Source organism: Effusibacillus pohliae DSM 22757, assembly GCF_000376225.1.
Taxonomy (GTDB): Bacteria; Bacillota; Bacilli; order Tumebacillales; family Effusibacillaceae; genus Effusibacillus; species Effusibacillus pohliae.
This window is the reverse complement of the sequence record NZ_AQXL01000112.1, coordinates 1-25,133: the sequence shown is the minus strand read 5'-3', so window position 1 is coordinate 25,133 and position 25,133 is coordinate 1. Positions and strand designations below refer to the sequence as shown.

The following is a 25,133-nucleotide window of genomic DNA, read 5'->3' as shown; positions in this document are numbered from 1 at the left end:
AGGGCCTAACCTCCCTTACTCTTCGTTTGCTTCGCGCGCTTCCAAGTTCAGGTTCAGTTTCTCTCCTGCATCCTCTTCGTCATCGATCTCGCGCATGACGATTTCCTGTTCGTCCTCCGACAGAATCTTCACATCCATGCCGAGCGACTGCAGCTCTTTGATAAGCACCTTAAACGACTCGGGAACACCCGGTTCCGGCACGTTTTCGCCTTTGACGATCGCCTCGTAAGTCTTGACGCGGCCGATTACGTCGTCCGATTTGACAGTCAGGATTTCCTGCAGGGTATAAGCCGCACCATACGCTTCCAGCGCCCACACTTCCATCTCCCCGAACCGCTGGCCGCCAAACTGCGCCTTTCCGCCCAGCGGCTGTTGGGTAACCAGCGAGTAAGGACCGGTCGAACGGGCGTGGATCTTGTCGTCAACCAGATGGTGCAGCTTCAGCATGTACATGACGCCGACCGTCACCCGGTTTTCAAACGGTTCACCGGTACGGCCGTCGTACAGCACGTGCTTGCCGTCGCGGGCAAGACCGGCTTCTTCCAGCGTGTCGAACACATCGTCCTCGCTGGCGCCGTCAAATACCGGCGTCGCCACATGCATGCCGAGCGCTCTCGCCGCCATTCCCAGGTGCACTTCCAACACCTGCCCGATGTTCATCCGCGACGGAACTCCCAGCGGATTCAGGACAACTTGCACTGGTGTTCCGTCTTCCAGGAACGGCATGTCTTCCTCCGGCATAATACGGGCAACGACACCCTTGTTCCCGTGGCGGCCCGCCATTTTGTCCCCTTCGGAAATCTTCCGCTTCTGCGCGATGTAGACGCGGACAAGCTGATTGACTCCTGGCGGCAGTTCGTCCCCGTTTTCACGCGTGAATACCTTGACGTCGACCACGATACCGGCACCACCATTCGGCACGCGCACCGATGTATCGCGGACTTCCCGCGCTTTTTCGCCGAAAATCGCGTGCAGCAGCCGTTCTTCCGCCGTCAGTTCCGTCACGCCTTTCGGCGTCACTTTGCCGACAAGAATGTCGCCCGCGTTGACTTCCGCGCCGATCCGGATGATGCCCCGTTCGTCCAGGTTTCGCAGCGCATCTTCCCCGACGTTCGGAATGTCGCGGGTGATTTCTTCCGGTCCGAGCTTGGTGTCGCGTGCTTCCGCCTCATATTCTTCAATGTGAATCGATGTATAAACGTCTTCCTTCACCAACTTCTCGGACAGCAAAATCGCATCCTCGTAGTTGTACCCTTCCCAGGTCATGAACGCCACCAGCACATTTTTCCCGATCGCCAGTTCGCCTTGGTCGGTGGCCGGCCCGTCCGCGATGATTTCGCCTTTTTGCACCGTGTCGCCGACTTTCACGATCGGCCGCTGGTTGATGCAGGTTCCCTGGTTGGAACGTGCAAACTTCAACAGTTTGTATTTATGGAGATTGCCCTTGACAATTTTGCCGTCGACTTCTTTCTGTTCACGAATCCAGATTTCGCTCGCGTCGACCCGTTCGACGACGCCGTTATGCTTGCTGACGACGACCGCACCCGAGTCTTTGGCCGCTTTATGCTCAAGGCCGGTGCCGACAAACGGAGCGTCCGGCACCAACAGCGGCACCGCCTGCCGCTGCATGTTCGATCCCATCAATGCCCGGTTCGCGTCGTCGTTCTCCAGGAACGGGATCAGCGCGGTCGCCACCGAGACGACCTGTTTCGGCGAGACGTCCACGTAATCCACCCGATCCGGCGGCAAAATCAGTGTTTCCTCTTTGTAGCGGACGATCACCGAATCGTCCAGGAAGTTGCCTTCTTCATCCAACCTAACGTTCGCCTGCGCGATCACATAGTTGTCCTCTTCATCCGCCGTCAGGTAATGGATCTCGTCGGTCACCCGCCCTGTCTCGGGATCGACCCGCCGGTAAGGAGTTTCGATAAATCCGAATTCGTTAATCCGCGCGTATGTGGACAGCGAGTTGATCAGTCCGATGTTCGGACCTTCCGGCGTTTCGATCGGGCACATCCGCCCATAGTGCGAATGATGCACGTCACGCACCTCAAAGCCGGCCCGTTCACGCGTCAAACCGCCCGGTCCCAACGCAGACAGACGGCGCTTGTGGGTCAGCTCGGCGAGCGGGTTGGTTTGGTCCATGAACTGGGACAGCTGGCTTGAGCCGAAAAATTCCTTGATCGCCGCGATCACCGGCCGGATGTTGATCAACGCTTGCGGCGTGATCGCATTCGCGTCCTGGATCGACATCCGTTCCCGTACGACGCGCTCCATCCGCGACAGCCCGATGCGGAACTGATTTTGCAGCAGTTCGCCCACCGAACGCAGGCGGCGGTTGCCCAGATGGTCGATGTCGTCGGTCGAACCGACCCCGTGCAGCAGATTCAGGAAATAGGAAATTGAAGCGACGATATCAGCCGCCGTAATATGTTTCACATGCCGGTCGACACCGCCGTTGCCGATCACCTTCAGCACTTTGCCTTCCTCATACGGCGAGTAGATCAATACCTCCTGCAACCGGATCTGCTCTTCCGCCACAACCCCGGAGGTCGTTCTGTATTCGACAAAATTGACCGCTTCCTCCAGCGCCGGCAAAATCCGGTCCAGCAAACGCCGGTCGACTACCTGCCCGGCTTCCGCCAGCACCTCGCCGGTCCGGGGATCGACCAACTTTTCGGCGAGCCGCTGGTTCAGCAAGCGGTTTTTGATATGCAGTTTCTTGTTGATTTTGTAGCGTCCCACATTGGCCAGGTCGTACCGTTTCGGATCGAAGAAACGGGAGACCAGCAGGTTGCGGGCATTTTCCAGCGTCGGCGGTTCACCAGGGCGCAGCCGTTCGTAAATCTCCAACAGCGCCTTTTCCGCCGAATCGGTGTTGTCCTTGTCGAGCGTGTTGCGAATGAACTCATTTTCCCCAAGCAAATTGAGGATCTCCGCATCGGTCGAAAAGCCGAGAGCGCGCAAAAGCACCGTCACCGGGATCTTCCTTGTGCGGTCAATTCTTACATACACGATATCTTTCGCGTCGGTTTCCAGCTCGAGCCATGCGCCGCGGTTGGGAATCACCGTCGCGGTGTAGGTTTTTTTGCCATTTTTGTCCGTTTTCGTGTTAAAATAGACGCTGGGCGAGCGAACCAGCTGGCTGACGATGACACGCTCCGCCCCGTTGATGATGAAGGTTCCAGTTTCGGTCATCAACGGGAAATCGCCCATGAACACTTCCTGCTCTTTCACTTCGCCCGTTTCCCTGTTGATCAACCGGACCTTGACCCGTAACGGAGCCGCATATGTAACGTCTCGTTCCTTCGATTCCTCAACGTCGTATTTCGGTTCACCCAGACTGTAATCGACAAACTCCAGCACCAGATTGCCGGTGAAATCCTGAATCGGCGAGATTTCCTGGAACATCTCCTTCAGCCCTTCATCCAGGAACCACTGGTAGGATTTCTGCTGGATCTCAATCAGGTTGGGCAGCTCCATCACTTCTTTGATCCGAGCGTACGTGCGACGCTTCCGCCGACCGTACTCAACAAGTTGTCCCCGCAAAACTGTCACCCCTCATCATAAGGTCAGCTAGATTCTGTTCGCTGGTTATAGAAAAAAGCCCGAATAAAAAACATACCTCCCGACACGGAGCGCATCGGGATGATATAAGATTCGAGCTTCAAGAGCACAAGGAGGGCTACTTTTTTACATTTGCCCAAAAGTTATGCGAATTATTCATCTGTGTCCCTCAAATGCATAAATGTCTTTACGCATTTTCTTACGTTACCATATGGGAAAACACTTGTCAATGCAGTCAAGCGAAACTTTTCGGGTTTTTGCAGCAGAAAATTCGATACCCTGCATCTTTCGCCCTGTCTTCCACCTGCTCGAACAATCCCTCGAGTTTCCTGCGGGCGGAAGGCGCTCCCTGTTTCTTTTGAATCACAATCCACAGTTCCCCGTCCGGTTTCAACCGGTCGGCCGCCCCCTCGAAGATCTGGTGGACGACAGCTTTCCCCGCACGGATCGGCGGATTCGTCAAAATTCGGTCAAACGGTTCGTCCGGCACGACCGCGAACAAGTCGCTCACCCGGGCCTGCGCATTCGTGATCGAGTTGTGAACGATGTTTTTCCGGGCGAGTTCGACTGCCCGTTCATTCACATCCACCATCAGCACCGTTCCGTCGACCGCCAATTTTGCCGCCGCGATGCCGATAGGCCCGTAGCCGCACCCGATGTCGAGCACCCGTGCAGCACGCGGAATCTCCATTGTTTCTATTAACAGACGGCTGCCGAAATCGACGCCTCCCTTCGAGAACACCCCGGCATCCGTCCAGAACTCAAACGGAAAGCCGCGCAGTCGTTCCCGGATCAGACGCAAGTCATGGGCCGCCGCCGGCCGGTTGGAAAAATAATGGTCCGCCACATGCGATCATCCTTTACCCAATTCACTGCCACCATTATAGCGGAACGGACACTCAAAAACAAAATAGGCTGTTCAGGGAACAGCCTATTGTCCAGCAACCGAAAATTACTTGATCTCGACCGTAGCGCCCGCTTCTTCCAGCTTCGCCTTGATCGCTTCGGCATCTTCTTTCGAAGTTTTTTCCTTGATCGCCTTCGGCGCGTTGTCAGCGATTTCCTTCGCTTCTTTCAAGCCAAGGCCCGTCACTTCGCGGATCACTTTGATCACGTTGATCTTGGAAGCGCCAGCGCTCGCCAGGATCACGTCAAATTCGGTTTTCTCTTCAACGGCAGCGCCTGCAGTAGCCGCACCGCCAGCCATGACGACCGGAGCAGCAGCCGTTACGCCAAACTCTTCTTCGATCGCTTTGACCAGTTCGTTCAATTCCAAAACGGACATGCCTTTAATCGCTTCAATGATTTGTTCTTTCGACATGGATAGTACCTCCCCAAAAGAATATAGATTGAAAGGATGATGTTACGCCTGCTGTTCCTTTTGCTCGGCGATCTGCTTGACGGCGTATGCAAAGTTCCGCATCGGAGCCTGCAAGACGCTGAGCAGCATCGAGATGAGACCTTCACGCGACGGCAAGGAAGCCAGCGCCTTTACTTCTTCGAGACCGACCACACGGCCTTCCAGCACGCCCGCTTTCAGCTCGAGCGCTTTATGTTCCTTCGCGAAGTCGTTCAAAATGCGGGCCGGCGCCACCACATCGTCATACGAGAACGCGATCGCCGTCGGACCGGTCAGATGCGCATCCAGTTCGGTCAGCCCCAGCTCGGCGGTCGCCCGGCGGGTGAGCGTATTTTTCAACACTTTGAATTCGATACCCGCTTCCCGCAGCCTTTTCCGCAACTCGGTCACTTCCGCCACGGTCAGTCCCCGATAGTCGGTTACGATCGTACTCTTGCTGTCGCGCAATTTTTGCGCTATCTCCTGCACCAGTTGCGCTTTTTCCTCACGAATTCCCATCATTACACCTCCTGCACGGGTCAGATCCAACAAAAAGAGTCCCCGCAGACATACGAGGACCCGAACATGCAATCAGCATCTATCACGTTCACAACCTCGGCAGGCAACATTAAGTGCAAACGCACGCCTGCTGTCTACGGTTCGTCAAATTCGGTTGTCATTTCACGCTTGACATCATACCATTTGCGGCAGCCGATGTCAAAATGGAAAAATTTACTTCGCTTCCGGCGACAGTTTGGCCAGGTTCACTTTGATGCCCGGCCCCATCGTGGAGCTGATGGAAACGTTCCGGATGTATTGCCCTTTTGCAGCAGCCGGTTTCGCTTTTTGCAGGGCGTCGATCAACACGTAGAAGTTGTCGAGCAGCTTCCCTTCGTCAAACGACACCTTGCCGATCGGCGCGTGGATGTTGCCCGCTTTGTCGGTGCGGTATTCGATCTTACCGGATTTGATCTCTTCGACCGCTTTTTTCACATCGAACGTAACCGTGCCGGTCTTCGGGTTCGGCATCAGCCCTTTCGGACCGAGCACGCGGCCGAGTTTACCAACGGACGCCATCATGTCGGGGGTCGCAACGACCACATCGAACTCAAACCAGCCCTGGTTGATTTTGTTGATCAGGTCTTCATCCCCTACATAGTCAGCGCCGGCAGCTTCCGCTTCCTTCGCCTTTTCGCCCTTCGCGAACACCAGCACGCGGGGCACTTTACCGGTGCCGTGCGGCAGCACAACCGCACCGCGCACTTGCTGATCCGCTTTCTTGACGTCGACACCGAGACGAACGGCCACTTCGACCGTTTCATCAAATTTCGCTTTCGCCGCTTTTTTTACCAGCGAGACCGCTTCCGCCGGATCGTAGACAGCGTCTTTATTGATCAGCTTGGCAGCCTCCAGGTAGTTCTTCCCTTTTTTCGCCATGGTTCAAATATTCCTCCTTGTGTGGTATGACGGTACAAACCTCCCACAACCCTCACAACGGCACCGAGCGTGCCATTTTACGTTCAGTCTTCGATGACAATCCCCATCGAACGGGCGGTTCCTTCCACCATCCGCATTGCAGCCTCAATGTCTGCAGCGTTCAGGTCAGGCATTTTGGTTTCCGCGATTTCGCGGACCTTCGCGCGCTTGAGGGTGGCCACCTTCTTCTTGTTCGGTTCGCCGGATCCAGACTCGATACCCGCCGCTTTTTTCAGCAGAACGGCAGCCGGTGGCGTCTTCGTTTCGAACGTGAAGGAACGGTCCTCGTACACGGTGATCACAACCGGGATAATCAGCCCGCCCTGATCGGCCGTTCGCGCGTTGAACTCCTTGCAGAATCCCATGATGTTAACCCCAGCCTGACCCAGAGCCGGACCAACCGGTGGCGCAGGGGTGGCTTTACCGGCAGGAATCTGAAGCTTGACCACTTTAATCACTTTCTTCGCCACAACATCCACCTCCTTCTCGTAGTGTGGTAGACGGGCCAATCGCCCTCCCACGTTCACCCAGCCAGCGCCGAAACGGGGCGGATTTTTCTCAACAACCGCCGCTTCGGCGAAGTCAAACAGAGTCTATTATAACTTCTCAACTTGCGAAAAATCAAGTTCCAGAGGGGTTTCCCGGCCAAACATGGAAACGAGAACTTTCAGTTTCTGCTTATCCGGATGAATCTCTTCCACGCTGCCGACAAAATTGGCAAACGGCCCCTCGACCACCCGCACCGCTTCCTTCAGCGAGAAGTCGACCTTCGGCTTGGCTTCCTCGACGCCCATCTGCCGAAGTATGCTGCGAACCTCGTGCGGCATGAGGGGAGTCGGTTTTGAACCGGAACCGGAAGATCCGACAAACCCGGTGACGCCAGGCGTATTGCGCACCACGTACCAGGAATCGTCCGTCATGATCATCTCGACCAACACATAACCCGGAAAAACCTTGCGTGCAACCGCCTTCTTCTTCCCGTTCTTAACCTCGATCTCCTCTTCCGTCGGAACCAGAACGCGGAAAATCTTGTCTTGCATGTCCATCGACTGGACACGCCGTTCCAGATTCGTTTTCACCTTGTTCTCATAGCCCGAATAGGTATGCACGACATACCAGCGTTTTTCCATGTTTTCCATCCAATTGAGGGCGGTTGCCCTTCCCCCCTACTCAAGTGATTGCCTACCGGCCGAGGCCGATCAACTTCAACAATTCGCTAACGCCGAGATCAAACAGAAAGATCACGACCGACAGAATCACGCAAGTTACAACCACAACCGTCGTGTAAGACAGCAATTCTTTGCGATTCGGCCAACGTACCCGCTTCAGCTCTCCCCATCCGTCGCGGAAGAAGGAGATGATCCCCGTCATCTTCCTCATGCTCTGCCTACCCTCGTTTCAACACCACGAGACATTAACGGGTTTCGCGATGAAGAGTATGATGGTTGCAATACTTGCAGTACTTCTTCAGTTCGATGCGATCCGGGTTGTTCTTCTTGTTTTTCTTGGTAATATAATTTCGCTGTTTGCATTCGGTGCAAGCCAGCGTGACCGCTACACGCATCCAAGACACCTCCCACAGGTACTTTCTACGCTTTTTGTGCCCATCGACTCACTTTGGTGGGTATTTTACACGGATACCTAAGTTAATTTAGCACAAGGGTTATAGGATGTCAACAAAAACCGGGAGTCAATTGACATCCCGGACTTCAAGGTAACGCTCCAATTTTCGTTTGACTCTTTGCAACGCGTTATCGATCGATTTCACATGCCGCTTCAGATCGACCGCGATCTCCTGGTACGACCGCCCGTCCAAGTACAGCATCAGCACTTTGCGTTCCAAATCGCTCAGGATTTCCCCCATTTTCGCCTCGATATCAACAAATTCTTCCTGATTGATCAGCAGCTCCTCCGGATCGGACACCCGCGATCCGACGATCACGTCGAGCAGCGTGCGATCCGAATCTTCGTCATAAATGGGCTTGTCCAACGAAACGTAGGAATTGAGGGGTATGTGCTTTTGTCTGGTGGCGGTTTTGATCGCGGTGATGATTTGGCGTGTGATACAAAGTTCGGCAAACGCTTTGAAGGAGGTCAGTTTGTCGTCGCGGTAGTCGCGCACCGCCTTGTACAAACCGATCATGCCCTCCTGCACGATGTCTTCCCGGTCCGCCCCGATCAAAAAATAGGAACGGGCCTTCGCCTTGACGAAATTCTTGTATCTGTGAATCAGGTGTTCGAGCGCCTCATCGTCGCCTTCCCTGACGAATTCAACCAGGTCCTCGTCCGACAACTCATTCAGGTCCTTCTCCTCTTCAATCGCTCGCGCATGAAGATTCATTGGCAACATGTATCCCTCCGACCCGGCAACAACTCACGACATAGATTAATTATACTTTATGTAATCTTGCAGGGTCAATTGTCAATCCGTGTCTTTTCGCCGCCACTTTTCGAAAATTTCAGCGATTCTTCCGTCCAACTGGTCTGCAAGCGTATTTCTTGACGGATTCAGTTTCCGCACCGCTTTCCGGACCGATTTGCGCGCTTCCTTCACCCTTCTTTCCAGTTCCCGCGCGCTGATGCGCAGCGCGCCTTCGCCAAACGTGATCTGCTGTTCGACCTGATCCGATGTCGCCACGTAAATGTGGGCAGCCCGTTTCTCCATCTCGTACACGATCCGTTCGATCCGTTCATCCGCCGTCTCGCCTTCCTTGGAAAAAACCACCTGCACGTTGCCCACTTTGTATTCCTTGCGCGCTCCCGACGACATGTGCGCATCAAAAACAACAATCACTTGCATGCCGGTGAAGCTCTGAAATTCCTTGAGCATCCCGACCAGCTGGTCGCGGGCCAGTTCCAGGCTTTCGTTCTTCAATTCCACAAGCGCCGGCCAGGAACCGATGATGTTGTACCCGTCTACGATCAAAACTTCTCTCATGATGCGGCGACCGCAGCGGCGACTATTTTTTGCTTCCCCGCTGGCGCACCGCTTCGTACAGCAGAACGCCTGCAGCCACGCCGGCATTCAAGGATTGCACCTGTCCGATCATCGGCAGCCGGACGAGATAGTCACACCTTTTTTTCACCACTTCCCCCAGTCCCTTGCTTTCGTTCCCGATCACCATGACGATCGGTCCGGTCATGTCCACTTGATAATACATGCTGTCCGCGTTCACGTCGGTGCCGATCACCCAGTACCCGGCTCGCTTGAGCATTTCAAGCGTCTGCGAAATGTTGGTGACACGGGCAACCGGGATATGCTCAATCGCTCCGGCAGACGCCTTGGCGACGGTGGCCGTCAGGGGAACGGCCCGCCGTTTCGGAATCACCACTCCATGCGCTCCCACCCCGTCTGCCGTCCGCAAAATCGACCCGAGATTGTGCGGATCTTCAATTTCATCCAGCACGACGATCAGACCCGGGCGAGGGGAACGATCGGCCGCCTGCAGGATCACCTCCAGATCGACATATTCCTTTGCGGCCAGATAGGCGATCACCCCCTGGTGGTTGCGGGTGACTGCTGCCGCGTCGATTTTGGCTTTCGGCACCCGCTGCACGACGATTCCCCGCTCTTTGGCGCGCGTCAAAATGTCATTGACCGAACCGCCTTCCGCCCCCTCAGCCAGCAAAATCTTGTTCAGCTGCCGGCCGCTTTTCAACGCTTCCAGCACCGGATGGCGGCCTTCCAACTGCTCGCCGATGTCCGCCGCCTGCGCAGCTTCCCGCCGCCGGTCGGAACCGGCCGCTTCCTTTCCCGCCTTTCCTTGCGGCCTCGTTCGTTCCGCTTTTCTCATCCTCATCCGTCCTTTCGCCACTGCGCATCTACATATTCAATCGCCTTGCCGGCCAATTCTCGCAGCCGTTCGTGCTGACCGCAGAGAAACAAATAGCCGATCAAACTTTCAAACCCCGTACTGTGCCGATAATCGATCACGTCCGCATGCTTTGGCACCGTCCTCGACTTGGCATTTCTGCCTCTGCGCACAACGGCCGCCTCTTCCTCCGACAAATCCTCCAGCAAAAAATGCAGAATGTCCGCCTGCGCCTTCGCCTTCACATAGCGAACCGACGCCTGCTGCAGCCGATGCGGCCGCATCTCCCCCAGCGCCAGCAAATGCTGCCTGACAAACAGTTCCCAGACCGCATCTCCCAGGTAGGCAAGCGCCAACGCTGGCATTTCCTGCGGGCGGCGCGCTGCCTCCCTCCGCCTGTCCTCCATTCGCTCACTTCCGCTTCCAGCGTACGCCTTGCGGCGTATCTTCCAAAATGATCCCCATCGCCGCCAGTTGGTCGCGAATCTCGTCCGCCCGTTTGAAATCCCTGTCTTTCCGGGCCTGTGTCCGTTCCTGAATCAGCCGTTCCACTTCTTCCGCCAGTTGGTCCTGTTGGGCGGCTGGCGTCAGGCCCAACACATCCACCAGTTCCACCAGGGCGTCGCGGTACGCTTTCACTCCAGCCACCTTCGCCTGCCCGCCGTGCAAATAGGAATTGGCTTCCCGCACCAATTCAAAAATCGTCGCAATCGCATCGGCCGTGTTAAAATCGTCGTCCATCGCCTTGATGAATTTGGCCCGCAGCCCGGCAGGATCGATCCCCGCACTGCCAGCATCCCCTTGTTCCGCCGACGCCAGGCAGTGGTTCAGGTTGGCGATCGCCGTATCGATCCGCTCCAGTCCGACGGCAGCCTGTTCCATCAACTCCGCCGAAAAATTGATCGGGTTCCGGTAATGGGCGGACAGCAGGAAGAACCGGATGACCCTGGCATCGTACCGTTCCAGCAGATCATGCACCAGCACGAAATTTCCCAGCGACTTCGACATCTTCTCATTGTTGATGTTGATATACCCGTTGTGCATCCAATAGCGGGCGAACGGTTTGCCGTTGGCCGCTTCCGACTGGGCAATCTCATTTTCGTGGTGGGGAAAAATCAGGTCGTGCCCGCCAGCGTGAATATCCAGCGTCTCCCCCAGATACTTTTTGCTCATCGCGGAACATTCGATATGCCAGCCGGGCCGCCCTTCGCCCCACGGCGAAGGCCAACTCACCTCGCCCGGTTTGGCCGCTTTCCACAAGGTAAAGTCGAGCGGGTTGCGCTTTTTCTCCGACACTTCGATGCGGGCGCCGGCGAGCAGGTCATCGATCGGCTGTTTCGACAGTTTACCGTAGTCGGGAAATTTGTCCGTGCTATAATACACGTCCCCATCCGCAACGTAAGCATAACCTTTGTCGATCAGCCGGCCAATCATCGCGATGATGTCCCGGATATGCCCGGTCACCCGCGGGTGGGCGTCCGCCCTGCGAATCCCCAACCGTTCCGCATCCTGAAAATAGGCCTCCACAAACCGATCGGCCACCACCTGCGGATGGACTCCTTCCTCGTTTGCCACCCGGATGATTTTGTCGTCCACGTCCGTGAAATTCTGCACATATTTGACCTGAAAACCCCGGTACTCCAGATAGCGGCGCACCACATCGAAAAACAGAAAGGGCCGCGCATTGCCGATGTGAAAATAATTGTAGACTGTCGGCCCGCATACATACATTCGCACCTTGCCGGGCTCCTGCGGGATGAATTCTTCTTTTTCACGCGTCAGCGTGTTGTAGATGCGAATCACTCCACCGTCACTCCTCTTTTCATTTCCTGCAGTTCCTTCCGCAACGAGGAGATTTCGTCCTGCATTTGCTTGATCATCTCCATCACAGGGTCAGGCAGATTGCAATGGTCCAGATCATCCACCCGCCGCCCGTCCTGAATCACCACGCGACCCGGCACGCCAACGACGGTCGAGTTGGGAGGCACCGGCTTAAGCACCACCGATCCCGCACCGATCTTCGAATTGTCGCCGACGGTGATCGACCCGAGCACTTTCGCGCCGCTTGAGATCAGCACGTTGTTGCCGATGGTGGGATGGCGCTTGCCTTTTTCCTTGCCGGTTCCGCCGAGCGTCACCCCCTGGTAAATCGTCACATCATCGCCGATTTCGGCCGTTTCGCCAATCACTACACCCGCCCCGTGGTCGATAAACAGCCGACGGCCGATTTTCGCGCCCGGATGGATCTCAATCCCGGTGAAAAATCGGGCCAACTGCGAAATGAAGCGGGCGAGCGTATAATACCGCCGCTTATAAAAAGCATGAGCAATCCGATAGGCCCATAATGCATGCAGTCCGGAATAGGTCAAAACCACTTCGAATGTGCTTCTGGCGGCCGGATCCCGCTCAAATACGGTCCGGATATCTTCCTTGATCAATTTCAGCATTGCGATCTCCCCCCTAGAGAACTCGGCTTCCACTTTCATCTCGGCTAGAAATAGAAAAACCGCCCCTGACGCCAGAGGCGGCTGAATGCCGCGGTCCCACTCTGATTGGTTCTCTTTGCCTGATAACGGAGGCGTCCGTCGGGCATTACTCAGCTGCCGCCTTTCCTCCCGCGAAAACAAGGGGCATTCTGCGCAGTTCCTGCGATCGCCACTTCCAGCCGTGTCCGGTGACGACTCTCTGGCGCATTTCGTGCGCATACTTGTCCTTGCTATGCTCTTTCGTGTTGTTCATCCTTTGCATACCATTATGCTTGAACCAGCACGTTTTGTAAACGGGATACCACGCGTTCCCGGCCCAGCAATTCCAACGACTGGTTGAGATCCGGCCCGTGCGTCTGCCCGGTCGCCGCCACCCGGATCGTCATGAACAGGGCGCGGCCTTTGTAACCGGTCTCCGTCTGTACTTCCTTCAACGCCGCCTTGATCGAATCGGCGTTCCAATCCGGCAGCTGTTTCGCTTTTTCCAGGAAAGCGGCAACCACGACCGGCACCTGCTCTTCCTTCAGCACAGCGGCTGCTTCGCCCTCGTAGACTACCTGCTCCTCAAAGAATTGTTTGGCCAGTTCCGGCAGTTCGGCCACATAGGACATTTGCTCCTTGTACAGAGAGACCAGCTTGGTTACCCATTCGCGGTCGAAACTTTCTCCGATCTGCCCCGCTCGCTGCAGATGGGGAATCGCCAATTCGACAATCCGCTCCAAATCCGCCTGCTTGATGTAATAGCCGTTCATCCAGGCCAGTTTTTCCGTGTCAAAAATCGCCCCGGATTTGGACACCCGATCCAGCGAGAATGCCTCAACCAGTTCCTCCAACGAAAATATCTCCTGTTCGCCGCCGGGCGACCAGCCAAGCAGCGCCAAAAAGTTGATCAGCGCTTCCGGCAGATACCCGAGCTGCCGGTATTGCTCGATAAACTGGACGATCGACTCGTCCCGCTTCGACAGCTTCTTTCCATCCTGATTCAGAATCAGCGAGACGTGGGCAAATTCCGGAATCTCCCACCCAAACGCCTGATAAATCAAAATCTGCCGGGGCGTGTTGGAAAGATGTTCCTCACCGCGGATCACATGCGTAATCTTCATCAAATGGTCGTCAATTGTGACGGCAAAATTGTAGGTCGGGATGCCATCCGACTTGACGATCACAAAGTCACCGATCCCATCCGATTCAAATTGCATCTCACCGCGGACATGATCGGTGAAGCGGATGATCTTGCCTTCCGGCACGCGGAAGCGGACCGTTTTTTTGCGGCCTTCCGCTTCAAACGCCGCTTTCTGCTCCTCCGTCAGATGCCGGCACCTGCCCATATATCTTGGCATTTGCCCCTTGGTGAGCAACGCTTCCCGCTCTTTCTCCAGTTCTTCTTCCGTGCAGTAACAAGAATAGGCCTTGCCTTCCGCCAGCAACTGATCCACATAGTTTTGATAGATATCCAGTCGCTCCATGCAACTGTACGGCCCGTACTCGCCGCCGACGCCCGGTCCCTCGTCCCAGAGCAAGCCGAGCCAGCGGAAATTTTCCAGAAACTTCTCTTCGGCTTGCTCCACGTTGCGGGCCTGGTCGGTATCCTCGATTCGCAAGATGTAGGTTCCGCCCATTTTTTTCGCCAGCAAATAGTTAAACAGAGCGGTGCGCGCCCCGCCGATATGCAAATGTCCCGTCGGACTTGGCGCATAACGCACTCGTACAGACATCCGGTTCATCTCCTAACAGTCTTGGTACATCCTTCGTCTATTCTACTCAACCGTCACCAGCAACACAACCGCTTGCGCCGCGATGCCCTCTTCCCGGCCGGTGAAGCCCAATTGTTCCGTCGTGGTTGCTTTCACGTTGACCTGTGCCAGATCAGCCTCCAGCTCTTTCGCAATCACGCCGCGCATCTCTTCAATATAGGGCGCCAGCTTCGGCTTTTGCGCCATCACCGTACAGTCGATGTTGCCAAGCCGAAACCCTTTTTGCTTCACCATCCCCCACACATGACGCAACAGTTCCACCGAATCGGCGCCGCGGTATGTTTCATCCGTATCGGGAAAATGGCGGCCGATATCCCCTTCGCCAATCGCCCCGAGCAACGCATCCTTCACCGCGTGCAGCAGCACATCCGCATCCGAATGGCCGAGCAGCCCTTTATCATGGGGAATCTTCACACCCCCCAGCACCAACGGCCGCCCCTCGACCAAGCGGTGAACGTCAAAACCGATCCCGACTCTCAACATATCCGACGTCTCCCCTTTACAGTTCCCGTTCCACAAACGCTTCCGCGATCAGCAGATCTTCCGGCGTCGTGATTTTGATATTGCGGTAGGAGCCTTCCACCACCCGGACCGGATGGCCTGTCCACTCGACCAAAGACGCATCGTCCGTGCTGCGGCAGCCGGCTGCCACCGCCATTGCGTGCGCTTTCCGCAACAATTGCGCGCGAAACGCCTGCGGTGTCTGCACCGCGAACAAAGTTTCCCGCGGCAGGGTCTCCTCGACGGTTCCATCTGCCACTTTTTTGATGGTGTCTTTGACAGGCGTTCCAATCGTTGCCGCTCCGCACTCGGCCGCCGCCGCAATCACGCGGTCGATCTCATCAGCCGTCACAAATGGCCGGGCGCCGTCATGCACCACAATCAGATCGGCCGCATCGTCCACCATGCGCAGCCCGTTCCGAACGGAGTCCTGCCGCTCCGCTCCACCCGCCGCATACCGGATCACCTTGCGAATCCCGTACTGGTCGATCAGCCGTTTTGCTTCGGCCAGCTCTTCCTCTCTTACCACCAGCACGATTTCGCGGATCAAAGCGGACCGTTCGAGCGCCCGCAGCGTGCGAACCAAGAGCGGTACGCCCGCAATCTCCAGGTACGGCTTCTTGATCTTCGTTTGCATGCGGGAGCCGCTCCCCGCCGCCACCACGATCGCCACCACTCGCATCGAACCCACCCCCAACTGAAAAAAGGGGGCCAGTAATGGACACCCCAATCATACATTATAACGCTTTTTCCAGCAGTTTGGGCTTGGCAAAAATCATTCGACCGGCCGACGTTTGCAGCACACTGGTCACCATCACCTCAAGCCGCGTCCCGATAAATTCCTTGCCGCCCTCCACCACGATCATTGTACCGTCATCCAGATAACCAATGCCCTGGCCATACTCTTTCCCGTCCTTGATCACCTGCACCAGAATCTCCTCGCCGGGCAGCACGATCGGTTTCACCGCATTCGCCAGATCATTGATGTTCAACACCGGAACCCCTTGCAGTTCGCACACTTTGTTCAGGTTAAAATCGTTGGTCACCACCTTGCCGTTGAGCTGTTTCGCCAGGCGAATCAGCTTCGAATCGACTTCCTGAATGTCCTCGAAATCGATTTCCATCACATTGACTTTGATCTTCAGTTCCTTCTGAATCCGGTTCAGAATATCCAATCCGCGGCGTCCGCGGTTTCGCTTTAACACGTCGGACGAATCGGCAATATGCTGCAACTCCTCGAGCACGAACGTCGGGATCACCAGCGTCCCATCGAGAAACCCCGTTTTGATGATGTCAGCGATCCGCCCGTCGATGATCACACTCGTATCCAGCAGCTTCGCATCGCCCGCTTTCGGCACGTTTTTCTGCTTCTCCTTGCCGCCGAATTTGCCCGGAAAAAATGACTTCAGCTCCTCCCGCTTGCTGTACCCGATGCGGAAGCCAAGGATCCCAAGCAACAGACTGAGGAAAATCTGCACCACTTTTCCGACTATCGGGATGCTGGTGACCGCTGGCGACAACAGATACGCGACAATCAATCCAGCCACCGTGCCCAGCACGCCGGCAAACACGTCAGGCAGGGGCGCTTTCAGCAACTTCTCCTCGAACCAGCGGATGAACGACACGCTGTAATTGACCGCCCAGGCGGTTGCCAGAACAAACACCCCCCCGCCTAAGGCCGCCCCGAAAAACGGGGACGTGAACGGTTGCCCGTTCAGGTTGATATAGTCCGTATGAATCAATGCAAACAAATCCGGCCCAAACGTATACCCAAGTACAATCCCGATCATCGCGAAGAACAAATGAACGATTCGCTTAATCACGATCGGTTCACCTCCTTGTATCCATTATAGACAATAATTAGCACCCAAAAAACATTCTATATGGAAATTTCAAGATATTTTACTGTACCAATAGGATACCACAACAAAAAAACAAAAGCAGCCCCAGGCGGGCTGTCACAGTTCAAATTTGGAGTCAAACCGCTCCTGCATCATCAATTCGCGTTTTCGTTTGCGGGAGCTATAGTTTTTTTTTAAGCCATAAAGCGCATACAACGCCAACGGCAGAAAGATCAGCTTGCCCGCCTGGCCCGGATAATAAACGAACACGAACGTGACGAACGCCGCCAACACCGGCACGATCCAATAGGCGGCTTTGGGAATGCCGACTTTCTTAAAATTCGGGTATTTGATGCGGGAGATCATCAGGTATGACAGGCCGACCATTGCCAACGGCAAAATCACTCGCGAGCCCGGAATTAGGTTGTGATACAGCGCCATCGTCGCCAGTATGCCGCCGGCTGCCGTGATCGGGAGCCCGACAAAATAATTCGGGGTGCCGCTCATCACATTGAAGCGGGCCAGCCTGAGCGCTCCGCAGATCGGGAAAAAGCCGGTGAGCACAATCCCGATCCAGCCCAGTTGATGCAGGATCACCCCATACATGATAAAGGCGGGCGCCACCCCAAACGAAATCACATCGGACAAGGAGTCCAGTTCCTTGCCGAATTCGCTGGTCGCGTTCAGTGCCCGGGCGATCCTGCCGTCAAGACCGTCCAGCAGCATGCCGATGATCACCAGGATGGCGGCGATCGAATATTGCTCATTAAACGCAAGGATGATCGAAATGATGCCTAGGAAAAGGTTGGCCAACGTAAAAGCGCTCGGAAGCGCTTTGACAAACATACAGGTACCCCCCGTCAGGTGAACAAAACGAAAATAAGCTATTAGTATTCTTCCCATCATAACTGCATTAAATGTGTCTGTCAATAAACACCTGCTCCTGGATTCGCCGCAGTCCTTCCTTGATCGCCCGCGCGCGAACCTCTCCGATCCCCTCCACATCATCCAGTTCTTCCGTCGTCGCGTTCAGGATCCGCGGCAAGCTGGAAAAACGGGATACCAGATTTTCGATTACAGGATGCGGCAAGCGCGGGATTTTCGTCAAAATCCGGTAGCCGCGCGATGAGACAGGTTCCTCGGTAATGTTGATATCGCCGCTGTATCCGAGAATGCCTGCGATCACCTCACCGTCCAGCAAGTCCTCCGACGATAGCGCATGCAGTTCAGTCAGGATCTGATGCGGCGTCAGCTCCGTATCGCGGCAATAATCTTTCACCAACAGATACGCTTCCTCGTCCACTTTCGAGACCAGTTCGTCGAGCTGCATCGAAATCAGCCGGCCTTCTGTCCCTAATTCTGTAATATATCGCCGGATTTCCATTTTTATGCGCAAAACCATTTCGATCCTTTGCATCACCATGGCCACTTCATGCAGCGTCACCAGTTCCTCGAACTCGAGGGCGCTGAGGTTGGTCAACGACTGGTCGAGCACCGTTTTGTATTTCTCCAGCGTGTTGATCGCCTGGTTCGCCTTCGCCAGGATCACGCTGATGTCTTTCAGCGTATAGCGAAAACTGGACTGGTACAGCGTGATCACGTCGCGCCGTTGCGAGATGCAAATCACAAGCTGGCCGGTTTGTTTGGCGACCCGCTCCGCCGTGCGGTGGCGCGTGCCCGTCTCAAACGAGGGAATCGAAGCGTCGGGAGTCAACTGCGCGTTCGCAATCAAAATCCGCTTCATGTCTTCGCTCAGGATGATCGCCCCGTCCATCTTCGCCAGCTCGTACAGATTGGCGGGAGTAAAATCACAATCGATCTTGAAGCCGCCGTCGACGATTTTCTCCGTCGCCTCGGTCAGCCCGACCACGATCAACGCGCCCGTCTTCGCCCGCAGCACATTTTCCAGCCCTTCCCGCAGCGCGGTCCCCGGCGCCGTCACGCGCAACAGCTTGTTGATCATCGTTTCTTTTTTCAGATCCTCTCTCATCCTGGTCACTCCCGCAACACGATTTCAAACGCCTGTTGTATGCTATCGACACCTATGACCTCAATTCCTGCAGGAGGCGTCCAGCCCCTCAGATTTTTAGCCGGAATGATGCATCGGGTGAAGCCGAGTTTTTGCGCTTCCTTGACGCGCTGTTCGATCCGTGAGACACCGCGGATTTCGCCGGCGAGGCCGACTTCCCCGATGTAAACTTCCTGCGGGCTCATGCCGGTATCGCGAAAGCTGGAAGCGATCGCCAACGCCATCCCCAGGTCAACCGCCGGCTCATCCAGCCGTACGCCACCCGCCACATTCACATACGCATCCTGCGAACCAAGATACAACCCCATTCGCTTTTCCAGCACCGCCATAATCATTGACACCCGGTTGTGATCAATGCCGTTTGCCTGCCGGCGGGGGGTGCCAAACGCGGTTGGACTGACCAGCGCCTGGATCTCGACCAGCACCGGCCGCGTGCCTTCGACCGAGGCGACCACGGCAGAACCCGGCGCCCCGTGCGACCGCTCCGACAGGAACAGTTCGGACGGATTGCCGACTTCGACCAGCCCCTGTTCCCTCATTTCAAAAATCCCGATCTCGTTGGTCGAGCCAAACCGGTTTTTCACCGCCCGCAGAATTCGGTAGGAATGATGCCGTTCCCCTTCAAAATAGAGCACTGCATCGACCATATGCTCCAGCAAACGCGGGCCGGCGATCGCTCCTTCCTTCGTCACGTGTCCGACGATAAACGTCGCAATGCCGCCGGTTTTGGCAATCCGCAGCAGATGTCCCGTGCACTCCCGCACTTGGCCGACCGAGCCGGGCGTCGAACCGATCACCGGATGAAAGATGGTCTGAATCGAATCGATTACCAGAAAATCCGGTTTGACCGTTGTGATGTGCATCTCGATTTGCGTCAGGTCTGTCTCGGGCAGTACGAACAGATTCGGCGACAACAGTTGCAGCCGGTCGGCCCGCAACTTGATCTGCTGCGCCGATTCTTCGCCGGACACATACAACACCGTCAGTCCCTGCACCGCCAGCTGGTACGAGGTTTGCAGCAGCAGCGTCGATTTCCCGATGCCGGGGTCGCCGCCGACCAGCACCAGCGACCCGGGAACGATGCCGCCGCCGAGCACCCGGTTGGTTTCTTCCGACCCCGTCCGAATCCGCGGCTGTTGGGACACGTCGATCTGCTGGATGCTCTCCACCTTCGATTCATTGTTCATGAAACCCGCAGGCAGGCCAGCCCGGGCCGAACGCCCCATTTCCTCGACCATCCGGTTCCACGCGTTGCACCCCGGGCATTTGCCCATCCATTTCGGACTTTCATAGCCGCATTCCTGACAGACGAACTTCACTTTTGCCTTCGCCATATCTTTCCTCCAACCGTTCCCCCGGCCCAAGCATCATCCACTTCTTCAATATATACCAAAAAGGGGGGTTTTTCTATTGAAACGCAACAAAGAGAACGGCCGAACGGCTCGTTCTCTTTGGTTTGCATCCACCCGGCGCTTCACACCTCTGCTGGAGAAATTTCCAGTTTCGTCACTTTCAAGTGATCGCCTTCCACATCGATTTTCACTTTGTCGCCCCGCTGGATCTCGCCGGTCAGCAACGCTTCCGACAAGCGGTCCTCGATGTGCCGCTGGATCGCCCGCTTCAGCGGGCGGGCGCCGTAGGTGGGATCGAAGCCTTCTTTTGCCAGGAACGCTTTCGCTTCATCCGTCAGAACGAAGTCGATGTTGTGCTCCCGCAGCCGCTTCCGCAGATCTTCCGTCATCAGATTGACGATCTGTTTGATGTCGTCTGCCGACAGCGGATGGAAGACGATAATCTCGTCGATCCGATTGAGGAACTCCGGCCGGAACTGCTTCTTCAACTCGTCCATCACGCGGGCTTTCATGTCGATATAGTCCGCTTCGCGGTTGGCTGTGAAGCCCAAAGCACCGCCTTTTTTGATCGTTTGCGCGCCAACGTTTGAGGTCATGATGACGATCGTGTTGCGGAAGTCAACCGTCCGGCCCTTCGCGTCGGTCAGCCGTCCGTCATCCAGCAGTTGCAGCAGAATGTTGAACACTTCCGGATGAGCTTTCTCAATCTCGTCCAGCAGGACAACCGAGTACGGCTTGCGGCGAACCGCTTCCGTCAACTGGCCGCCCTCCTCATAGCCGACATATCCCGGAGGCGCCCCGACCAAACGCGAGGTGGTGTGCCGCTCCATGTACTCCGACATGTCGATCCGGATCATTGCGTTTTCGTCGCCAAACATCGCTTCCGCCAGTGCTCTTGCAAGCTCCGTCTTGCCGACCCCGGTCGGTCCCAGGAAGATGAACGAGCCGATCGGCCGTTTCGGATCTTTCAATCCAGCGCGGGCACGACGCACGGCACGGGCGACCGCTTTCACCGCTTCTTCCTGACCGATCACACGGTTATGCAGCAGTTTCTCCAGATTGATCAAGCGCTCTGTTTCTTCCTCGGCCAATTTGCGAACCGGGATTCCCGTCCACATCGACACGATTTCCGCAATATCTTCCTCGGTCACGACGGTGTCGTTTTTCACTTGGTTTTGCTGCCATTCGATCTTGCGGGCCTCCAGCTCTTCCCGCAATTTTTGTTCCTTGTCGCGGAGCGCGGCCGCTTTTTCAAACTCCTGGCTTTGCACCGCCGATTCCTTCTCAAACCGCACTTCTTCCAGCTTTTCTTCGAGTTCTTTCAGGTTCGGCGGCTGCGTGTGGCTGCGCAGACGGACGCGGGAAGCCGCTTCATCGATCAGGTCGATCGCCTTGTCAGGCAGGAAGCGGTCGGTGATGTAGCGATCGGACAAACGGACAGCCGCTTCCAGTGCTTCATCCGAGATTTTCACACGGTGATGGGCTTCATACCGGTCACGCAGTCCGTGCAGGATCTGAATCGCGTCCTCGACGCTCGGCTGTTCCACCATGATCGGCTGGAACCGCCGCTCCAGCGCGGCATCTTTTTCAATATGCTTGCGGTATTCATCCAATGTGGTGGCGCCGATACACTGCAGCTCGCCACGGGCCAACGCCGGTTTTAGAATGTTCGAGGCGTCGATCGCACCTTCCGCGCCGCCCGCCCCGATCAGTGTGTGCAGCTCGTCGATGAACAGGATAACGTTGCCAGCCTGACGGATTTCATCCATGATCTTTTTCAGCCGATCCTCAAATTCGCCCCGGTACTTGGTGCCGGCGACCACCGTGCCCATATCGAGCACCATCACCCGCTTGTTGCGGAGCGTCTCCGGAATTTCATTGGCGACGATCCGTTGTGCCAGCCCTTCTGCGATCGCCGTTTTTCCGACGCCAGGTTCTCCGATCAGCACCGGATTGTTTTTGGTACGCCGTGACAGCACCTGGATCACGCGCTCGATCTCCTTCGCACGGCCGATCACCGGATCCAATTTTCCGTCACGCGCCATTTGCGTCAGGTCGCGCGCCAGCGAATCGAGCGTCGGCGTATTCGCTGCTTGCGGCGATTCCTGGTTGTTGTCATTCACATCGCCGCCCAGCAACTGGAGAACCTGTTGCCGCGCTTTGTTGAGGGACACCCCCAGATTGGACAGCACGCGGGCCGCCACGCCTTCCCCTTCGCGGATGAGACCGAGCAAAATATGCTCGGTGCCCACATAATTATGCCCCAGTTTGCGCGCTTCGTCGATCGACAGTTCGATCACTTTCTTGGCTCGTGGCGTATACGCCATACCGCCGACCGGCGCCTGACCGCGGCCGATGATTTTCTCCACTTCTTTTTGCACCTTTTCGCTCGACAGTCCGAGGCTGACCAGCGCTTTCGCCGCAATTCCTTCGCCTTCCCGGACGAGCCCCAGCAAAATATGCTCGGTGCCGACCCCGGAATGACCCAGCCGACTGGCTTCCTCTTGTGCCAGCGCCAACACTTTTTGTGCACGTTCCGTAAACCGTCCAAACATCATCGCATACCACCCCTTTTGTAAAATTTTATGACACAGAAGCTGAATCGGAACGCAAACGTTCCCGGATGATCGCCGCTCGCCGCCAATCCCGCTCGCCGGGCGCCAATTCCTTGCCTGTCAGCTTCTGCAAAATCGCCGGCCGCGTCATCACCATCAATTCCTTCAGGATACCGGCCGACACGCCTTTAATCGTGCCCAGATCGATCCCCAGCTTGACATCCGACAGACGCTGCATCGCTTCTTTCGATTCGATTTTTCGCGCGTAGGCGAGGATGCCGTACGACCGCCAGATGCGGTCCTCCAACGCTTCCCGGTTGTCGCGCAACAGCTGCTTGCGGGCTGCCCGCTCATGCTCGAGAATCTGCTTGACAACACCTTGTAGGTTTTCCAAAATCTCTTCTTCCGATTGCCCCAACGTGATCTGGTTCGAAATCTGGAACAGGTTGCCGATCGCGTCGCTGCCTTCCCCGTACAATCCGCGCACCACCAAGCCGACTTGCGAAATGGCGGACAGGATGCGGTTGATCTGTTGGGTCAGCACCAAACCGGGCAAATGCATCATCACAGACGCCCGAATCCCGGTACCTACGTTGGTCGGACATGAAGTCAAATATCCGTATTTCTCATGAAACGCGTAATCCAGTTTTGACTCCAGTATATCATCCACGAGGCTCGCCAACTGCCACGCATGGCGGACTTGAAAACCGGGGACGATGCACTGGATGCGCAAATGGTCCTCTTCATTGATCATGATCGACACCGATTCGTCGCTCGATACGGCGAATGCACCGCGCCTTGCCTCCTCGGCCAAAGCGGGGGAAATCAGATGTTTTTCGACGAACACTTGCCGTTCCACATCGGACAGCTCCCAACTGCGGAACAATTCAAACCGGCCGACTTGCCGCATGTCAGGACTTTTCAACGCCCTGCGGGCTTCCTCGACGATTTTTTCCGCATCGCTGTCGGTCAACAGGGTGCAAAACGGATAGCGGGCGAGATTGCGAGCGATGCGGATGCGGGTTGAGACGACAATATCCGATTCCGGTCCGCTTTCCTTCATCCAGGCAGGACTTGTGTTGAGAAAATCGTGCACGGACATCTACACACCCCCTCAGTTTCCCAACTGTTGTTCAAACGCGCGAATTTTGTCCCGCAGTTCGGCAGCTTCCTCAAACCGCTCCGCCTGGACAGCCGCTTGCAGTTGTGCGCGCAGTTTGTCCAGCTCCCGCTGCAGCTTGATCTTGCCGCCGGTGCGCCGCGGCACCTTGCCCGCATGCGTAGTCGAACCGTGCACCTTCCTCAGCAGCGGTTCCAGCCGCGATTGAAAATGCTTGTAACAATCGGCGCAGCCAAAGCGCCCGTATTGACTGAATTGCGAATAGGTCAAGCCGCACGTGCTGCACCGAGGCGGCGCGGCAGCCGTCCCGCCCGGCGGATCAAAATTCAACAGCCCCGACAACAGGCTGTTGAGCGAAAATCCCGCGCTCGCCGGGCTCATCCACTCCCCTTTTTCACGGGCACAGACTTCGCACAGGTGGAATTCGCTTTTGTCGCCCTGGACGATTTTGGTGAAATGTACGGTAGCCGGTCGCTGCCCGCATTCCTGACATTTCATCACACATCCCTCCTACCCTGTCAAAATCGCACGTAGCATGGCGGACAGCAGGTTGGCCCGCAGTTGATCCCGTTCCGCAACACTGGTTTGCAATACGTCGCGGGAAACGGCCGCTTCCAGCATCCGCGCTTCGCGGGCGGTGATGATTCCTTCCTCCCGCAAACGCTGGATGACTCCTTGCGCTTCCCTTTGCGTAATTTGAGAACCGATCAGTTTTATAACCGCCTGCAACGCATTGGCATCCGTTTTCAAATCAAGCTTGCGGATACGGATATAGCCGCCGCCGCCGCGCTTGGATTCGACGACATAGCCTTTTTCAAAAGTGAATCGTGTACTGATCACATAGTTGATTTGCGATGGGACGCACTGAAACCGATCGGCCAGTTCGCTGCGTTGAATCTCGACAGAATTAGACGGGCCTGATTTCAGCATCTGCTTGATATATTGTTCAATGATATCGGAGATGTTCAGAACGATTCACTCCTATCATTGACAGTATGACGTTCATTGAGCAAAGGTTTTTGACTTTGACTATCCTTGACCTTTGTCTTCATTATAGCGCGTTGGTTTTTTCTTTGCAAGTCATCCGGAAAAATCATTTCCGCGGAATTGCGAATCGCTGTTTCCAACTGGTAAATAACGTTCCCTCCCAATGGATGCGATATACTTGCCGACCGCCCCCGGCGGTCAATGCGTAGATTTGTATTTGTCAACCCAAAATTCCGCCATTCGCTCATTTAATTTTCCCCCACCTGTGAAACAGAGAACTTACAGATGGCGGTAATTCCCCTTCGGATTTTTTT

At 55.8% G+C, this 25,133-nt stretch carries 27 protein-coding genes and 1 other annotated feature; all 27 genes read right to left on the bottom strand.

Going from position 1 to position 25,133, the window contains the following annotated elements:
* Positions 1-15 precede the first annotated feature (15 nt).
* The 27 genes from rpoB to C230_RS0106645 all read right to left on the bottom strand — a co-directional run bounded on the left by rpoB (position 16) and on the right by C230_RS0106645 (position 25,067).
* Positions 16-3,549 carry a DNA-directed RNA polymerase subunit beta gene (gene rpoB, locus C230_RS0106775; protein ID WP_018131272.1) on the bottom strand — a complete coding sequence of 1,178 codons (3,534 nt, stop codon included), beginning with the start codon at positions 3,547-3,549 and terminating at the stop codon, positions 16-18.
* 253 nt (positions 3,550-3,802) lie between these two features.
* On the bottom strand, positions 3,803-4,414 hold the full coding sequence (locus C230_RS0106770) for a class I SAM-dependent methyltransferase (protein WP_018131271.1): 612 nt from the start codon (positions 4,412-4,414) through the stop codon (positions 3,803-3,805).
* A gap of 105 nt (positions 4,415-4,519) precedes the next feature.
* Entirely contained in the window at positions 4,520-4,888 is a 369-nt protein-coding gene (rplL, locus tag C230_RS0106765; RefSeq protein WP_018131270.1) for a 50S ribosomal protein L7/L12, read from the bottom strand.
* Between the two features lie 42 nt (positions 4,889-4,930).
* Positions 4,931-5,425, bottom strand: a complete 495-nt coding sequence (gene rplJ / locus C230_RS0106760) for a 50S ribosomal protein L10 (RefSeq protein WP_018131269.1) — start codon at positions 5,423-5,425, stop codon at positions 4,931-4,933.
* Between the two features lie 23 nt (positions 5,426-5,448).
* Positions 5,449-5,583: a sequence feature (ribosomal protein L10 leader region), on the bottom strand.
* Between the two features lie 55 nt (positions 5,584-5,638).
* On the bottom strand, positions 5,639-6,343 hold the full coding sequence (gene rplA / locus C230_RS0106755; protein WP_018131268.1) for a 50S ribosomal protein L1: 705 nt from the start codon (positions 6,341-6,343) through the stop codon (positions 5,639-5,641).
* An 83-nt stretch (positions 6,344-6,426) separates the two neighbouring features.
* Entirely contained in the window at positions 6,427-6,852 is a 426-nt protein-coding gene (gene rplK / locus C230_RS0106750) for a 50S ribosomal protein L11 (RefSeq protein WP_018131267.1), read from the bottom strand.
* Between the two features lie 126 nt (positions 6,853-6,978).
* Positions 6,979-7,512, bottom strand: coding sequence for a transcription termination/antitermination protein NusG (nusG, locus tag C230_RS0106745; protein ID WP_026174186.1), 534 nt, complete (start codon positions 7,510-7,512; stop codon positions 6,979-6,981).
* 52 nt (positions 7,513-7,564) lie between these two features.
* Positions 7,565-7,762: a preprotein translocase subunit SecE gene (secE, locus tag C230_RS0106740; RefSeq protein ID WP_018131265.1), complete on the bottom strand. Its 198-nt coding sequence runs from the start codon at positions 7,760-7,762 to the stop codon at positions 7,565-7,567.
* A 34-nt stretch (positions 7,763-7,796) separates the two neighbouring features.
* Positions 7,797-7,946, bottom strand: a complete 150-nt coding sequence (gene rpmG, locus C230_RS0106735) for a 50S ribosomal protein L33 (protein ID WP_018131264.1) — start codon at positions 7,944-7,946, stop codon at positions 7,797-7,799.
* A 126-nt stretch (positions 7,947-8,072) separates the two neighbouring features.
* Positions 8,073-8,732, bottom strand: coding sequence for an RNA polymerase sporulation sigma factor SigH (sigH, locus tag C230_RS0106730; RefSeq protein ID WP_018131263.1), 660 nt, complete (start codon positions 8,730-8,732; stop codon positions 8,073-8,075).
* A gap of 72 nt (positions 8,733-8,804) precedes the next feature.
* The gene (locus tag C230_RS0106725) at positions 8,805-9,320 is read right to left on the bottom strand and encodes an NYN domain-containing protein (protein ID WP_018131262.1); all 516 of its coding nucleotides are present in this window, start codon (positions 9,318-9,320) and stop codon (positions 8,805-8,807) included.
* 22 nt (positions 9,321-9,342) lie between these two features.
* Positions 9,343-10,176: a 23S rRNA (guanosine(2251)-2'-O)-methyltransferase RlmB gene (gene rlmB / locus C230_RS0106720; protein WP_018131261.1), complete on the bottom strand. Its 834-nt coding sequence runs from the start codon at positions 10,174-10,176 to the stop codon at positions 9,343-9,345.
* A 2-nt stretch (positions 10,177-10,178) separates the two neighbouring features.
* On the bottom strand, positions 10,179-10,601 hold the full coding sequence (locus C230_RS0106715) for a Mini-ribonuclease 3 (RefSeq protein ID WP_018131260.1): 423 nt from the start codon (positions 10,599-10,601) through the stop codon (positions 10,179-10,181).
* 4 nt (positions 10,602-10,605) lie between these two features.
* Positions 10,606-11,997: a cysteine--tRNA ligase gene (cysS, locus tag C230_RS0106710; RefSeq protein ID WP_018131259.1), complete on the bottom strand. Its 1,392-nt coding sequence runs from the start codon at positions 11,995-11,997 to the stop codon at positions 10,606-10,608.
* Entirely contained in the window at positions 11,994-12,641 is a 648-nt protein-coding gene (gene cysE / locus C230_RS0106705; RefSeq protein ID WP_018131258.1) for a serine O-acetyltransferase, read from the bottom strand. Before cysE ends, cysS begins: the two co-directional genes overlap by 4 nt.
* Before the next feature lie 305 nt (positions 12,642-12,946).
* Complete coding sequence (gene gltX / locus C230_RS0106700) at positions 12,947-14,395, bottom strand: glutamate--tRNA ligase (protein WP_018131257.1); 1,449 nt, start codon at positions 14,393-14,395, stop codon at positions 12,947-12,949.
* A 42-nt stretch (positions 14,396-14,437) separates the two neighbouring features.
* On the bottom strand, positions 14,438-14,917 hold the full coding sequence (gene ispF / locus C230_RS0106695; protein ID WP_018131256.1) for a 2-C-methyl-D-erythritol 2,4-cyclodiphosphate synthase: 480 nt from the start codon (positions 14,915-14,917) through the stop codon (positions 14,438-14,440).
* A gap of 16 nt (positions 14,918-14,933) precedes the next feature.
* Positions 14,934-15,617: a 2-C-methyl-D-erythritol 4-phosphate cytidylyltransferase gene (gene ispD / locus C230_RS0106690; RefSeq protein WP_018131255.1), complete on the bottom strand. Its 684-nt coding sequence runs from the start codon at positions 15,615-15,617 to the stop codon at positions 14,934-14,936.
* A 55-nt stretch (positions 15,618-15,672) separates the two neighbouring features.
* Positions 15,673-16,758, bottom strand: a complete 1,086-nt coding sequence (locus tag C230_RS0106685; protein ID WP_018131254.1) for a PIN/TRAM domain-containing protein — start codon at positions 16,756-16,758, stop codon at positions 15,673-15,675.
* Between the two features lie 135 nt (positions 16,759-16,893).
* On the bottom strand, positions 16,894-17,622 hold the full coding sequence (gene pssA, locus C230_RS0106680) for a CDP-diacylglycerol--serine O-phosphatidyltransferase (RefSeq protein ID WP_018131253.1): 729 nt from the start codon (positions 17,620-17,622) through the stop codon (positions 16,894-16,896).
* Positions 17,623-17,689: 67 nt separating this feature from the next.
* A complete protein-coding gene (disA, locus tag C230_RS0106675) occupies positions 17,690-18,766 on the bottom strand; it encodes a DNA integrity scanning diadenylate cyclase DisA (RefSeq protein ID WP_018131252.1) in 1,077 nt (358 codons plus the stop codon).
* A gap of 5 nt (positions 18,767-18,771) precedes the next feature.
* Positions 18,772-20,139: a DNA repair protein RadA gene (gene radA, locus C230_RS0106670; protein WP_018131251.1), complete on the bottom strand. Its 1,368-nt coding sequence runs from the start codon at positions 20,137-20,139 to the stop codon at positions 18,772-18,774.
* A gap of 140 nt (positions 20,140-20,279) precedes the next feature.
* The gene (locus C230_RS0106665; protein WP_018131250.1) at positions 20,280-22,715 is read right to left on the bottom strand and encodes an ATP-dependent Clp protease ATP-binding subunit; all 2,436 of its coding nucleotides are present in this window, start codon (positions 22,713-22,715) and stop codon (positions 20,280-20,282) included.
* A gap of 25 nt (positions 22,716-22,740) precedes the next feature.
* Positions 22,741-23,814 (bottom strand): protein arginine kinase, encoded by a 1,074-nt coding sequence (locus C230_RS0106660; RefSeq protein ID WP_018131249.1) that lies wholly within the window; start codon positions 23,812-23,814, stop codon positions 22,741-22,743.
* A 12-nt stretch (positions 23,815-23,826) separates the two neighbouring features.
* Positions 23,827-24,330 (bottom strand): UvrB/UvrC motif-containing protein, encoded by a 504-nt coding sequence (locus C230_RS0106655; RefSeq protein WP_018131248.1) that lies wholly within the window; start codon positions 24,328-24,330, stop codon positions 23,827-23,829.
* Between the two features lie 12 nt (positions 24,331-24,342).
* Entirely contained in the window at positions 24,343-24,807 is a 465-nt protein-coding gene (locus C230_RS0106650) for a CtsR family transcriptional regulator (RefSeq protein ID WP_040393110.1), read from the bottom strand.
* Positions 24,798-25,067, bottom strand: a complete 270-nt coding sequence (locus C230_RS0106645; protein WP_018131246.1) for a hypothetical protein — start codon at positions 25,065-25,067, stop codon at positions 24,798-24,800. Before C230_RS0106645 ends, C230_RS0106650 begins: the two co-directional genes overlap by 10 nt.
* Between the last annotated feature and the right edge of the window lie 66 nt (positions 25,068-25,133).